The sequence below is a fragment of the Nonomuraea sp. AD125B genome, from assembly GCF_041402765.1.
GTDB lineage: Bacteria > Actinomycetota > Actinomycetes > Streptosporangiales > Streptosporangiaceae > Nonomuraea > Nonomuraea bangladeshensis.
This window is the reverse complement of the sequence record NZ_JBGLOU010000009.1, coordinates 238,747-251,229: the sequence shown is the minus strand read 5'-3', so window position 1 is coordinate 251,229 and position 12,483 is coordinate 238,747. Positions and strand designations below refer to the sequence as shown.

At 74.4% G+C, this 12,483-nt stretch carries 14 protein-coding genes; 12 read left to right on the top strand and 2 right to left on the bottom strand.

All coding sequences use genetic code 11. From position 1 onward, the window contains the following. Window positions 1-5 precede the first annotated feature (5 nt). Window positions 6-1,037: a 3-deoxy-7-phosphoheptulonate synthase gene (aroF, locus tag ACBR40_RS24825; RefSeq protein ID WP_364445599.1), complete on the bottom strand. Its 1,032-nt coding sequence runs from the start codon at window positions 1,035-1,037 to the stop codon at window positions 6-8. A 246-nt stretch (window positions 1,038-1,283) separates the two neighbouring features. Here aroF and ACBR40_RS24820 point away from each other — a divergent pair, with 246 nt between their 5' ends. Then, the gene (locus ACBR40_RS24820; RefSeq protein ID WP_344214723.1) at window positions 1,284-1,880 is read left to right on the top strand and encodes a molybdopterin-dependent oxidoreductase; all 597 of its coding nucleotides are present in this window, start codon (window positions 1,284-1,286) and stop codon (window positions 1,878-1,880) included. A gap of 118 nt (window positions 1,881-1,998) precedes the next feature. Next, on the top strand, window positions 1,999-2,739 hold the full coding sequence (locus ACBR40_RS24815) for a LytR/AlgR family response regulator transcription factor (protein WP_371250290.1): 741 nt from the start codon (window positions 1,999-2,001) through the stop codon (window positions 2,737-2,739). A 550-nt stretch (window positions 2,740-3,289) separates the two neighbouring features. Here ACBR40_RS24815 and ACBR40_RS24810 read toward each other — a convergent pair. Next, on the bottom strand, window positions 3,290-4,132 hold the full coding sequence (locus tag ACBR40_RS24810; RefSeq protein ID WP_371250289.1) for a deoxyribonuclease IV: 843 nt from the start codon (window positions 4,130-4,132) through the stop codon (window positions 3,290-3,292). 175 nt (window positions 4,133-4,307) lie between these two features. Here ACBR40_RS24810 and uraD point away from each other — a divergent pair, with 175 nt between their 5' ends. The 10 genes from uraD to alc all read left to right on the top strand — a co-directional run bounded on the left by uraD (window position 4,308) and on the right by alc (window position 12,481). Beyond that, complete coding sequence (gene uraD, locus ACBR40_RS24805) at window positions 4,308-4,817, top strand: 2-oxo-4-hydroxy-4-carboxy-5-ureidoimidazoline decarboxylase (protein ID WP_371250288.1); 510 nt, start codon at window positions 4,308-4,310, stop codon at window positions 4,815-4,817. Further along, window positions 4,814-5,119 (top strand): hydroxyisourate hydrolase, encoded by a 306-nt coding sequence (uraH, locus tag ACBR40_RS24800; protein ID WP_344214729.1) that lies wholly within the window; start codon window positions 4,814-4,816, stop codon window positions 5,117-5,119. The genes uraD and uraH overlap by 4 nt, the downstream gene beginning before the upstream one ends. Continuing rightward, the gene (pucL, locus tag ACBR40_RS24795) at window positions 5,119-5,979 is read left to right on the top strand and encodes a factor-independent urate hydroxylase (protein WP_371250287.1); all 861 of its coding nucleotides are present in this window, start codon (window positions 5,119-5,121) and stop codon (window positions 5,977-5,979) included. The genes uraH and pucL overlap by 1 nt, the downstream gene beginning before the upstream one ends. A 5-nt stretch (window positions 5,980-5,984) precedes the next feature. Further along, window positions 5,985-6,848 (top strand): xanthine dehydrogenase family protein subunit M, encoded by an 864-nt coding sequence (locus ACBR40_RS24790; protein WP_371250286.1) that lies wholly within the window; start codon window positions 5,985-5,987, stop codon window positions 6,846-6,848. Next, complete coding sequence (locus ACBR40_RS24785) at window positions 6,848-7,321, top strand: (2Fe-2S)-binding protein (protein ID WP_329580656.1); 474 nt, start codon at window positions 6,848-6,850, stop codon at window positions 7,319-7,321. The genes ACBR40_RS24790 and ACBR40_RS24785 overlap by 1 nt, the downstream gene beginning before the upstream one ends. Beyond that, window positions 7,318-8,673 carry an 8-oxoguanine deaminase gene (locus tag ACBR40_RS24780; RefSeq protein WP_344214737.1) on the top strand — a complete coding sequence of 452 codons (1,356 nt, stop codon included), beginning with the start codon at window positions 7,318-7,320 and terminating at the stop codon, window positions 8,671-8,673. Before ACBR40_RS24785 ends, ACBR40_RS24780 begins: the two co-directional genes overlap by 4 nt. A 50-nt stretch (window positions 8,674-8,723) precedes the next feature. After that, on the top strand, window positions 8,724-8,936 hold the full coding sequence (locus ACBR40_RS24775; RefSeq protein WP_329580652.1) for an EF-hand domain-containing protein: 213 nt from the start codon (window positions 8,724-8,726) through the stop codon (window positions 8,934-8,936). 130 nt (window positions 8,937-9,066) lie between these two features. After that, window positions 9,067-10,212: a glycerate kinase gene (locus ACBR40_RS24770; RefSeq protein ID WP_371250285.1), complete on the top strand. Its 1,146-nt coding sequence runs from the start codon at window positions 9,067-9,069 to the stop codon at window positions 10,210-10,212. After that, window positions 10,209-11,525 (top strand): allantoinase AllB, encoded by a 1,317-nt coding sequence (gene allB, locus ACBR40_RS24765; RefSeq protein WP_371250284.1) that lies wholly within the window; start codon window positions 10,209-10,211, stop codon window positions 11,523-11,525. Before ACBR40_RS24770 ends, allB begins: the two co-directional genes overlap by 4 nt. Then, window positions 11,522-12,481, top strand: coding sequence for an allantoicase (gene alc / locus ACBR40_RS24760; RefSeq protein WP_371250283.1), 960 nt, complete (start codon window positions 11,522-11,524; stop codon window positions 12,479-12,481). Before allB ends, alc begins: the two co-directional genes overlap by 4 nt. The last annotated feature ends 2 nt before the right edge of the window (window positions 12,482-12,483 follow it).

Genomic DNA, 12,483 nt, shown 5'->3' with positions numbered 1-12,483 from the left:
GGTCCTCAGAGCGCCAGCGCCGCCGCCGCCGACTTGCCGAGCAGCGGCGGCAGGTCCGTCATGACCTGGGCCAGCTCGCCCAGGTCGTCCTCCACCAGCGCCTGCGGGCCGTCGCAGAGCGCCTGCTCGGGGTGCGGATGCACGTCGATGATCACGCCGTCGGCGCCCACCGCCAGGGCCGCCCGGGTCAGCGGCAGCACCAGGTCGCGCCGGCCGCCCGAGTGCGACGGGTCCACGATCACCGGCAGGTGCGACAGCCGCTGCGCCACCGGCACCGCCGCGATGTCGAGCGTGTTGCGGGTCGCCTGCTCGAAGGTGCGGATGCCGCGCTCGCACAGCACGATGTCGAGGTTGCCGCGCTGGGCGACGTACTCGGCGGCCATCAGCCACTCCTCGATGGTGGCGCTCATGCCGCGCTTCAGCATCACCGGCCGGCCGGCCGCGCCGACCGCCTGCAGCAGCGCGAAGTTCTGCATGTTGCGGGTGCCGACCTGCAGCATGTCCGCGTACGCGGCCACCAGCTCCACGTCCCGGGCGTCCACCACCTCGGTCACGATCGGCAGCCCGGTCTCCTCGCGCACGTCCGCCAGGATGCGCAGGCCCGCCTCGCCCAGCCCCTGGAAGGCGTACGGCGAGGTGCGCGGCTTGAACGCCCCGCCGCGCAGCAGCCGCGCCCCCGCCGCCTGCGCCATCCGGGCCGCGTCCAGCGTCTGCTGGTGGGTCTCCACGGCGCACGGCCCCGCGATGAGCGTCACGGTGCCGGGGCCGATCGGCACGCCGCCCACATGGACCGTGGAGCGTTCGGGATGGTTCTCCCGGCTCACCAGTTTGTACGGCGCGGAGATCCGCATCACGTCGCGCACCCCGGGCATGCCGCGCAGGCTCGCCCCGTCGAGCTGGGCCACGTCGCCGACCAGGCCGACGATCGTGCGCCGTACGCCCTTGCTGACGAACGCCTCCACGCCGGCCGCCTGCACGAGGCCGACGATCGCCTCGACGTCGCCGGACGTGGCCTCGGGCCCCATGACGATCACCATCTGAACACTCTCCTTGTCGTCCCCGGAAAACACGAAAGGCCCCGGGTCCTGTCGGACCCGGGGCCTTTCGTTCGCCTGTCTGCTAGCGCAGCGTCAGATGGCGAACGGACTCGGGTCCGTCGCCATACCAAAACAGGAACGCGTTGCGCATAGGCCCGCATCCTATCGCACGAGACCCGGCCGCGAGCCGCGCGCGGACCGGTGGCAGGATGTGCGTCAGACGCGAGTCAGGTGAGGGGAGAGATCGTGGAGGAGTCGCGCCTGCCACCAGGCCAGTACGTCCCGCGAGGCCGACCCGTCATCCACTACGGCAGGGTGCCGCAGTTCAAGCCGGAGACCTGGGACTTCAAGGTGTTCGGCGCCACCGCCTCGGGCGAGGAGCACCGTTTCACCTGGGGCGAGTTCGAGTCCCTGCCCCGCGTGACGCGCGTGGCCGACTTCCACTGCGTGACCAAGTTCTCGCTCATGGCCAACGAGTGGCGCGGCGTCACCCCGGCGACCCTCATGGCGGCCGCCCCGCCCGACCCGGGCGTCAGCCACGTCATGATCTGGGCCGAGTACGGCTACAGCGCCAACCTGCGCATGTCCGACTTCGCGGCCCCCGACACGCTGTTCGCGATGGAGCTGGACGAGAAGCCGCTCAGCGCCGAGCGCGGCCACCCGGTCCGCATCGTGGTGCCGCACCTGTACGCGTGGAAGAGCGTCAAGTGGGTGCGCGCCGTCGAATACCTCCTGGAGGACCGGCGCGGCTTCTGGGAGGAGCGCGGCTACCACAACGTCGCCGACCCCTGGCGCGAGCAGCGCTACTCCTACCAGGAAGAACCCGGCGAAGGGCCTCCCTGACACCCGGACTCAAGCGGACACGGCGGGTGCGCCCGGCGTCACCTGGGTGTAGCCGAATCAGCACGCTCCGTTGGCGTGTCGCTTGTGACCTTCGCGTTCATGCGGCAGCGTGGCCGCCATGCTGAGAGTGCTGGCCGTGGACGACGAGGTCCCCGCCCTGGAGGAGCTGGCCTACCTGCTGCGCCAGGACGACCGGATCGAGCACGTCTCGACCGCGGCCGACGGCGTCACGGCGCTGCAGGACATGGTCCAGATGATCGGCGGCGGCGAGCGGCTCGACGCCGTGTTCCTCGACATCGGCATGCCGGGGCTCAACGGGCTCGACCTGGCCCGGCTGGTCGGCGGCTTCCCGAGCCCGCCACGGCTGGTCTTCGTCACCGCTCACGAGGAGTGCGCGGTGCAGGCGTTCGAGCTGGAGGCGGTCGACTACCTGCTCAAGCCGATCCGGGCCGAGCGGCTGTCGGAGGCCGTGCGCCGGCTGGAGGCCGCCGCGGCGCCCGCGCCCGTGCCGGTCCAGGACGACGTCATCCCGGTCGAGCTGGGCGGGCGCACCCGGTTCGTGCCGCAGCAGGCCGTGCGCTACGCCGAGGCCAAGGGCGACTACGTGCGGCTGCACACCGTGGACGGCAGCTACCTCGTCCGCATGTCGCTGGCCGCGCTGGAGCGGCGCTGGTCGCAGGCCGGGTTCCTGCGCATCCACCGCAGCACGCTGGTGTCGGCGCGGCACGTCAGCGAGCTGCGCTTCGAGGGCGGGCGGGTGGTCCTCACCGTCGGCGGCGAGCAGCTCCCGGTGAGCCGCCGGCACAGCCGCCAGGTGCGCGAGCAGCTCGTCCGCCAGCACCGGGGCGTGATCTCGTAAGGGCGTGAAACGGGGTGCGGGCACTCCCGCCCCGGCGCCGCTCACGGGGCGGGGCCGTCCGCGCCGGTGGTAATGATTTCCCTGGTCACATGCCCTCGGGCGGCAGGGCGGACGGGCCGGATGAGAAGGCGGACGCGGGTGCCGGACCACCGGGCACGCCCCTGATCGGCCGCTCGTCGTTCCGGGGTGACCGCTCGTCGTCAACCCACTCTCCGTACAGCGCTGACTACGGACCGTTCGACGCGCTGGTCGGCAACGGGGTTTCGCTCCCAAGATCGCATCCGTAGTGTCATGGCATCGGAAGCCACTCCGGCGCATCGGGGGGACGAGCCGGGGGGGCTCACCGCAGGTCTGATGCGCCGGACTCACCGGCGGCCCTCGCCGGCCGCCGCGGCGGCCGGGCCCTTGACCGGGGGGTGGGGCCCGCCACGCCGGACCGTGAAGGGGCGCCCGCCGAGGCCGGTTCGCCGGCCCCGCGATCCGGCCACGGGGGCGGTCGGATCGCGCGCGCGGGCGCCCCAGCGTCACAAGATCCCGCCGTGGGCGGGGCTCAGTGGGCGTCGCGCAGTTTCTTCAGCAGAGCGATGTCCTCGGCGTGCTTGGGCGCCTTGCCGGGCGTCTCGATGCAGATGGGCACGCCCGCCACCGCCGGATGCCGCATGATCTCCGCGAACGGCTCCGCGCCGATGTGCCCCGCCCCGATGTTCTCGTGCCGGTCCTTCTTCGCCCCGCACACGTCCTTGGAGTCGTTGGCGTGGATCAGCTTGAGCCGGCCCGGCGCGATGCGGTGCAGCGCGTCGAACGTCTCGGCCGCCCCGCCCGGCGCGGCCAGGTCGTGGCCGGCGGCGAAGGCGTGGCAGGTGTCGAGGCAGACGCAGGCGCGCGGATGCCACTCCAGCGCCGCCAGGTAGGGCTCCAGGTCCTGGACGGTCGCGCACAGCATGGCGCCCTGCCCGGCCATCGGTTCGAGCAGCAGGTCGGGCCCGCCGTCGGGGATCTCGTCGAGCAGCGGCAGCAGGTGCTCGCGGAGCTGGCGCATGGCGTCGTCGCGCGGCTGCGTCACCGCCGAGCCCGTGTGCACCACGACACCCTTCGCGCCGGTCTCGACGCCGCGCCGCAGCGCGTGCCGGACCACGCCGACCGAGCTGGCGAGCGTGTCGGCGTTGGGCGAGCCGAAGTTGACGAGGTAGGGCACGTGGATGAAGGCCGTGACCCCCGACTCGGCCAGCTTGGCGTCCTGGTCGGGCTTGCCGTCGTTGAGCGCCCAGCCGCGCGGGTTGGTGACGAACACCTGGATCATCTCGGCGCCGATCTCGGCCATGTACTTCAGGCCGCCGGTCGCCAGGCCGCCGGTCACGGACACGTGTCCGCCGATCAGGGATGTTGGGCTCATGATGCCCTCAGTTTAGGCGCACCCCGCGCCGCCCGGAGCCGCCGCCACCTGCGCGAACCCCCGTGCCGGCAGTGAGCGTGTTGGAGCATGACACGAAAAGCGGGCCGCCCCAGGGGCGGGAGTTGGGAGTTCTCGCGGATGGACCGGGCACGAAGGGCCTGTGTGTACTTCTCACATGCCCGCAACGCTCAGCGCGCTCGCCGCGTTCAACGCCGCCCCGGCGGGACAGGCCGAGGAGGAGCTGCGCGCCTGCTGCGCCTCCACCGCCTTCGCCGCGCGGGTGGCGGCGGGCCGGCCGTACGGTGACCTCGCCGCACTGCTGGCCGCGGCAGAGGCGGCGACCGGCGCGCTGGCCTGGCCGGACGTGCTGGAGGCGCTGGCCGCCCACCCGAGGATCGGGGAGCGGCCGGTCGGCGCGGGCCGGGAGGCGGCCTGGTCGCGGCAGGAGCAGTCCGGCGTCGGCGACGACCTGCGCGCCGCGCTCGCCGAGGGCAACCGGGCCTACGAGGCCCGCTTCGGGCACGTCTACCTGGTGTGCGCCACCGGCCTCGGCGGGGCCGAGCTGCTGGCGCGGCTGCGCGAGCGGCTCGGCAACGACGAGGAGCGCGAGCGCGCGGCCGTACGCGGCGAGCTGGCGAAGATCACCCGGTTGCGGCTGGTCAAGCTGATGGGAGGAGGGGAGTGAGCTTCTCGACGCACGTGCTCGACGCGGTCGCCGGGCGGCCGGCCGCCGGGGTGCGGGTGCGCCTGGAGGACGCCGGCGGGCGCGTCCTGGCCGAGGGCCGCACCGACGGCGACGGCCGGATCAAGGGGTGGGACACCGCGGGCGCGGGCGTGCACCGCGTCGTCTTCGACACCGGCGGCTACCTCGCCGAGACCTTCTATCCCGAGGTGGTCATCGCCTTCACCGTCACCGACCCCGCGCAGCACCACCACGTGCCGCTGCTGCTCAGCCCCTACGCCTACTCCACCTACCGAGGAAGCTGATGACCGTCAAGCTCGGCCCCAACCGCTACGGCAAGGCGGGCGTCAGGCTCGTCCGGGTGGTCCGCGAGGGCCCCGTCCACCACCTCAAGGACCTCAACGTCGCCACCGCGCTCTCCGGCGACATGGAGGCCGTGCACCTGACCGGCGACAACGCCGCCGTGCTGCCCACCGACAGCCAGAAGAACACCGTGCACGCCTTCGCCAGGAAGCACGGCGTCGGCGAGATCGAGGAGTTCGCGCTGCTGCTGGCCCGGCACTTCGTCGGCGCGGGGCGGGCCGTCCACCACGCGCGGGTGGAGATCGAGGAGTACGCCTGGCGCCGCGGCGGCCCGCACTCGTTCGTCCGCGACGGCGGCGAGGTGCGCACCTGCGTCGTCCACCACGACCGCGACGGCCGCACCACGGTGGTGTCGGGACTCAAGGACCTGGTGCTGCTCAACACCACCGGCTCGGAGTTCCACGGGTTCGCCGTGGACGAGTACACCACTCTGCAGCCCACCACCGACCGCATCCTGGCCACGGCCGTCACGGCCCGCTGGCGGCACCGCGGGGAGAGCGCCGACCACGCGGCCTCGTACGAGCGGGCCCGCGGCTGCCTGCTGGAGGCGTTCGCCGGCACCCACAGCCTGTCGCTCCAGCAGACCCTGTACGCCATGGGCGAGCGCGTCCTGACCTCCTGTCCCGAGCTGTGCGAGGTGCGGCTCGCCCTGCCCAACAGGCATCACTTCCTGGTGGACCTGTCGCCGTTCGGCCTGGACAACGACAACGAGGTCTACCACGCGGCCGACCGGCCGTACGGGCTCATCGAGGGCGGCGTGCTCCGCGAGGACGCGCCCGACGCCGGATTCGCCTGGGAGTAGCCACGATGGACTTCTTGCGGCCCACGACGTGGGCGGAGGCGCTGGCCGCCAAGGCGGACCAGCCGGAGGCGGTGTCCCTCCAGGGCGGCACCGACGTCATGGTGGAGATCAACTTCGCGGTGCGCAGGCCGCCCGCGCTGCTCGACCTCACCCGGGTGGCCGAGCTGCGGGAGTGGTCCGTGGCCGGCGGGGAGTGCCGGATCGGGGCCGGGGTGCCGTACCGGGTGATCGTCGAGGAGCTGGGCGGCGTCGTGCCGGGGCTGGCGCAGGCGGCCCGTACGGTCGGCTCGCCGCAGATCCGCAACCGCGGCACGGTGGGCGGCAACCTCGGCGCGGCCTCGCCCGCCGGCGACAGCCATCCGCCCCTGCTGGCCGCCGGGGCGGTGATCGAGGTGGAGTCGCGGGACGGGGGCGTGCGGACGATCCCCGCCGCGCGGTTCTACCTCGGCGTCAAGCGCAGCGCCCTGCGGCCGGACGAGCTGATCAGGGCCGTACGCGTGCCGAGCGCGCCCGGCCCTCAGTACTTCTCCAAGGTCGGCACGCGCAACGCCATGGTGATCGCGGTGTGCTCGTTCGCGATCGCGCTCGACCCCGCGCGGCGGCGGGTGGGCACCGGCATCGGCTCGGCCGCCCCCACCCCGCGACGGGCCGAGGAGGCCGAGGAGCTGATGGCCCGCGAGCTCGACTGGGACGCGCCCGTGCTCGACCCGGCGCTGGTCGAGCGGTTCGGGCGGCTGTGCGCGGGGGCGGCCGCGCCGATCGACGACGTACGCGGCACCGCCGCCTACCGTCTGCGCGCCCTCGACGTCATGGCCCGCCGCACGCTGACCTGGGCCTGGAACGACCACCGAGGAAGGAGGGCGGCCTGATGCGCGTCACGTTCACCGTCAACGGCCGCGAGGAGAGCGCCGACGGCGTGTGGGAGGGCGAGAGCCTGCTGTACGTGCTGCGCGAGCGGCTCGGCCTCCCCGGCTCCAAGAACGCCTGCGAGCAGGGCGAGTGCGGCTCGTGCACCGTCTACCTGGACGGCGAGCCGGTCTGCTCCTGCCTGGTCGCCGCCGGGCAGGCCGAGGGCCGGCGGGTGCGCACCGTGGAGGGCCTGGCCGAGGGGGACAGGCTCGACCCGGTGCAGGAGGCGTTCGTCGAGTGCGGGGCCGTGCAGTGCGGCTTCTGCACGCCCGGGCTGCTCGTGCAGGCGCACGACCTGCTGGAACGCCTGCCTGACCCGTCCGACGCGGAGATCCGCGAGGCGCTGGCGGGCAACCTGTGCCGGTGCACCGGCTACGAGAAGATCCTTGACGCGGTGCGCCTGGCCGCCACCAGGAAGGGGGCCGCCGGATGAGCCTGATCATCGAGAACGTGCACCTCGCGCCGGTCGCCGGCCCCGAGATCGCCGCGGGCTGGCTGAGGATCGAGGGCGACAGGATCGCCGGGCTGGGCCCCGGCCCCGCCCCCGACGCGCCCGGCGCGGAACGCCTCGACGGCACCGGCTGCCTGGCCACCCCCGGGCTGGTCAACACCCACCACCACCTCTACCAGTGGGCCTCCCAGGGGCTCGCGCAGGACGCCACCCTGTTCGAGTGGCTGGTGGCGCTCTACCGCGTGTGGGCCGCCATGGACGCCGAGATCGTCAGGGGCGCCTCGGCGGCCGGGCTCGGCTGGCTGGCGCTGTCCGGCTGCACCACCTCCAGCGACCACCACTACCTGTTCCCGAAGGGGCGGGGCGACCTGTTCGCGGCCGGGATCGAGGCGGCGCGCGAGGTCGGGCTCCGCTTCCACCCCGCCCGCGGCTCCATGGACAGGGGAGAGTCGCGCGGCGGGCTGCCGCCGGACGAGGTGGTCGAGGACCTGGACGAGATCCTCGCCGCCACCGCCGAGGCCGTCGACGCCTACCACGACCCGTCGCCCTCCTCGATGCTGCGGGTGGCGGTCGCGCCGTGCTCGCCGTTCTCGGCGAGCGGCGAGCTGATGACGCAGTCGGCCGCCCTGGCGCGGGACATGGGCGTACGCCTGCACACCCATCTCGCCGAGACCGTGGACGAGGACGAGCACTGCCTGGAGCAGTTCGGCCTGCGGCCCGTGGACTACATGGACAAGCTGGGCTGGCTCGGTCCCGACGTGTGGCTCGCCCACACGGTGCACCTCAGCGACGCCGACATCGCCAAGCTCGCCATCACCGGCACCGGCGCCGCCCACTGCCCGTCCTCCAACGGCCGGCTCGGGGCCGGCATCGCCCGCGTCTCGGAGATGCTGCGGCGCGGCGTGAACGTGGGCCTCGGCGTGGACGGCGCCGCCTCATCCGAGCTGACGCCGCTGGCCGGCGAGATGCGCCAGGCCCTGCTGTTCCAGCGGGCCCGCTACGGCCCCCGGGCGCTGACCGCCCGCCAGGCACTGGAGCTGGCCACCCTGGGCGGGGCGCGCAACCTCGGCCGCGAGGGCGAGCTGGGCACGCTGGAGCCCGGCAAGCTCGCCGACGTCGCCCTGTGGCGGGTGGACGGGCCGTACGCGGCGGCCGTCGCCGACCCGGTCTGCGCGCTGGTCTTCGGGCCCGCGCTGCCGCTCGTCCGGCTGCTGGTCGGGGGACGTACGGTGGTCGCGGACGGCGAGCTCAGGACCGCCCCCCAGGACGCGCTCGGGCGGGCCGGGGCCGAGGCGGGGCGCAGGCTGCTCGAACGGGCCGGAGGCGCGGCATGACCGTTAAGGTGTGGATGTCCTGATCGAACATCCCCCCGGAAGGCGGCCCCGTGACGGCGGAACTCCCCGAACAGCGGCTGGCGCGGCTCAAGAGCACCTTCGCCGCGATCGACACCGACGGCGACGGCTACATCAGCGAGAGCGAGCTGAAGCAGCACTTTCCCGACCTGCCGGCCGAGGCGCTGGGCGCTTTGAGCCAGAGCGCCGACTCCGACCAGGACGGCCGCTACTCCCTGGAGGAGTTCATCCGTACCGTCTCCTGACGCAGGCCCGCCACGCCCGTGATGCCAGGATGATGAGGCACGCCCTCCTGCCCGCTCGCACCGGGCAGGAAGGCGTGTGCGGCCATTGTTCATCATCATGTGGGAGTTGGTAGTGGTTCAGCATGTTCTGGTGGCTCCGGACAAGTTCAAGGGGTCGCTGACGGCGGCGGAAGTGGCGGCGCGGGTGACGGCGGGACTCGGCGTGCCCACGGTGGAGCTGCCGGTGGCCGACGGCGGCGACGGCACCGTGGACGCCGCCGTGGCCTGCGGCTTCGAACGCGTCACGATCGAGGTCACCGGGCCGACGGGTGAGCGCGTCACGGCCTCCTACGCCTGGCACCCCGGCGACGCCACGGCCGTGGTCGAGCTGGCCGAGGCGTCCGGGCTGCGCCGGCTCCCGGCCGGGCCCGAGCCGCTGACCGCCACCAGCCACGGCACCGGCGAGCTGGTCGCGCACGCGGTACGGCACGGCGCCCGGCGCGTGGTCCTCGGGCTCGGCGGCAGCGCGTGCACCGACGGCGGCGCGGGAATGGCGCAGGCGCTCGGCGCCCGCCTGCTGGACGCCGAGGGCCGCGAGCTGCCCAGGGGCGGGGCGGCGCTGCGCACGCTGGACCGCATCGACCTGTCCGGCTTCCCCGACCTGTCGGGGGTCTCGTTCGTGGTCGCGAGCGACGTGGACAACCCGCTGCTCGGCCCGCACGGCGCCGCCGCCGTGTACGGCCCCCAGAAGGGCGCCACCCCGGACGAGGTGAAGGTCCTGGAGTCGGGGCTGACCCGGCTGGCCGCCGTGGCGACCCGTACGCACGGTCTGATGGGCGCGGTCGAGCACGACGACATCGTCCGGGCCATGGGCGTGGCCGGCGCGCCGGGGGCGGGCGCGGCCGGCGGCGTCGGCTTCGCGGCGCTGGCGTTCCTGCACGCCGAGATCCGCCCCGGCATCGACTACCTGCTCGGGCTGCTCGGCTTCGGCGAACACGCCGCCGGCGCCCGGCTGGTGATCACCGGTGAGGGCTCGCTCGACGAGCAGTCGCTGCGCGGCAAGGCCCCCATCGGGGTCGCGCAGGCCGCGGCCAGGGCCGGCGTGCCCGTCGTCGCCGTGTGCGGGCGGCGTACGCTCTCCGACGCCGAGCTCAAGGCGGCCGGCATCGAGGCCGCCTACGCCCTCACCAACCTGGAGCCCGACCCGGAGCGCTGCATGGCGGAGGCCGGCCCCCTGCTGGAGCGCCTGGCCGCCGGGATCGCCGCCGACCGCCGCCTCGCGGAGGGGACGCCATGACGCCGTTCGACCTCGTGGTGCGCTCCCGCAGGACCGTCACGCCGGAGGGGGAGCGGCCCGCCGCGGTGGCCGTGCGGGGGGAGCGGATCGAGGCCCTGCACCCCTACGACGCCCCGCTCGACGCCGCCGAGGACGTCGACCTGCGCGACCTCGCGCTGCTGCCGGGCCTGGTGGACACGCACGTGCACGTGAACGAGCCGGGCCGCACCCACTGGGAGGGGTTCGACTCGGCGACCAGGGCGGCGGCCGCGGGCGGCGTCACGACGATCGTCGACATGCCGCTCAACGCGCTGCCGCCCACGGTCGACGTGGCCGCGCTGGGGGCCAAGCTGGCCGCCGCGCGCGGGCGGTGCCACGTGGACGTCGGGTTCTGGGGCGGGGCGGTGCCGGGCAACGTCAAGGAGCTGGGCCCGCTGCACGAGCGCGGCGTGCTCGGCTTCAAGTGCTTCATGTCGCCGTCGGGGGTGCCGGAGTTCCCGCCGCTCGCGGGCGGCGACCTGCGGCGGGCGCTGGAGGAGGTGGCCGGGTTCGGCGGGCTCATGGTGGTGCACGCCGAGGACCCGGCGCTGCTGGCGGAGCCGGGCGGGCCGACGTACCCCGAGTTCCTGGCCTCGCGGCCGGAGGCGGCCGAGCGCGCCGCCGTCCGCCGGCTCGTGGAGCTGGCCAGGGAGACCGGCGCGCGGGTGCACGTCCTGCACGTCTCCGCCGCCGCCTGCCTGGACGTGCTGGCGGCGGCCCGCGCCGACGGCCTGCCGGTCACCGCGGAGACCTGCCCGCACTACCTGACGCTGGAGGCCGAACGGGTGCCCGAAGGCGCGACGGCGTTCAAGTGCTGCCCGCCGATCCGCTCGGCGGCCAACCGCGACCTGCTGTGGCGAGGGCTGGCCGAGGGCACGCTGAGCTGCGTGGTGTCGGACCACTCGCCGTCCACGGCCGACCTCAAGGTGCCCGACTTCGCCGCGGCCTGGGGCGGGATCGCCTCGCTGCAGCTCGGCCTGTCCGCCGTGTGGACCGAGGCGGCCCGCCGGGGGCACCGGCTCGCCGACGTGGCGCGCTGGATGGCCGCCGCCCCGGCCGCGCTGGCCGGGATCCCCGGCAAGGGCGCGATCGCGCCGGGCCACGACGCCGACCTCGTCGCCTTCGACCCGGCCGCCGCACTCGCCGTGGACGCCGCCCGCCTGCACCACAAGAACCCCGTCACCCCCTACCACGGGCAGGTGCTCAAGGGCGCGGTGCTGACCACCTGGCTCCGCGGCCGGCCCGTGGACGGCGAGCCGCACGGGAAACTCCTCCTGAGAGGAAGCACGGGATGACCCGCTTCACCGCCCTGCCCGACCTCGCCCTGCGCACCCTCGGCGGGGCGGTCGTGGCCGCCAGCGACGAGTCCTTCGCCGAGAAGGAGAGCCTGATCCGGCCGGGACGGCCCGGCTTCCGCCCCGGGACCTTCGGGCCCAAGGGCCAGGTGTACGACGGCTGGGAGACCCGGCGCCGGCGCGAGCCCGGCCACGACTGGGCGCTGGTCCGGCTCGGCGTGCCGGGGGCGATCCGCGGCGTGGTGATCGACACCGCCTGGTTCAAGGGCAACTACCCGCCGTACGCGACCGTCGAGGCCGCCCGCGTCGAGGGCCACCCGTCGCCCGCCGAGCTGCTGGCCGCCCCGTGGACGGAGATCGTGCCGCGGGCCGCGCTGAAGGGCGACGCCGAGCACCACTTCGAGGTCGCGGGCGGCTTCCACGCCACCCACGTACGGCTCGGCATCTTCCCTGACGGCGGCGTCGCCCGGCTGCGCGTGCACGGCGAACCCCGACCCGACCTGTCGGTGTACGACGGCCTCGGCCTCGACCTGGCCGCCCTCGCCAACGGCGGCGTCGTCACCGCCTGCTCCGACGACTTCTACTCGGCCCCCCACAACGTCATCGCCCCCGGCCTGGCCCGCCACCAGGCGGAGGGCTGGGAGACCGCACGGCGGCGGGACGGTGGCAACGACTGGCTGACCATCCGGCTGGCCGGGCGCGGCGTGCTCAGGCTGGCCGAGATCGACACCACGAACCTGCTCTTCAACGCCCCCGCCGCGGTCACGCTCACCGGTTTCGACGGGGAGCCCGGCGCGGCCGCGCCCGTGGAGCTGCTGCCGCGCACCCGCCTGCAGCCGGACACCCCGCACCGCTTCCGCCTGGCCGCGGCCGCGCCGGTCACCCACGTGCGGGTGGACATCCACCCGGACGGCGGCCTGGCGCGGGTCCGCCTCCACGGACACCTGACGCCCTGACC

Coding starts and splice junctions, on each gene's coding strand:
- aroF (WP_364445599.1), bottom strand. CDS start 1,037: ATGGTGATCGTCATGGGGCCCGAGGCCACGTCCGGCGACGTCGAGGCG.
- ACBR40_RS24815 (WP_371250290.1), top strand. CDS start 1,999: ATGCTGAGAGTGCTGGCCGTGGACGACGAGGTCCCCGCCCTGGAGGAG.
- ACBR40_RS24810 (WP_371250289.1), bottom strand. CDS start 4,132: ATGAGCCCAACATCCCTGATCGGCGGACACGTGTCCGTGACCGGCGGC.
- uraD (WP_371250288.1), top strand. CDS start 4,308: ATGCCCGCAACGCTCAGCGCGCTCGCCGCGTTCAACGCCGCCCCGGCG.
- pucL (WP_371250287.1), top strand. CDS start 5,119: ATGACCGTCAAGCTCGGCCCCAACCGCTACGGCAAGGCGGGCGTCAGG.
- ACBR40_RS24790 (WP_371250286.1), top strand. CDS start 5,985: ATGGACTTCTTGCGGCCCACGACGTGGGCGGAGGCGCTGGCCGCCAAG.
- ACBR40_RS24785 (WP_329580656.1), top strand. CDS start 6,848: ATGCGCGTCACGTTCACCGTCAACGGCCGCGAGGAGAGCGCCGACGGC.
- ACBR40_RS24780 (WP_344214737.1), top strand. CDS start 7,318: ATGAGCCTGATCATCGAGAACGTGCACCTCGCGCCGGTCGCCGGCCCC.
- allB (WP_371250284.1), top strand. CDS start 10,209: ATGACGCCGTTCGACCTCGTGGTGCGCTCCCGCAGGACCGTCACGCCG.
- alc (WP_371250283.1), top strand. CDS start 11,522: ATGACCCGCTTCACCGCCCTGCCCGACCTCGCCCTGCGCACCCTCGGC.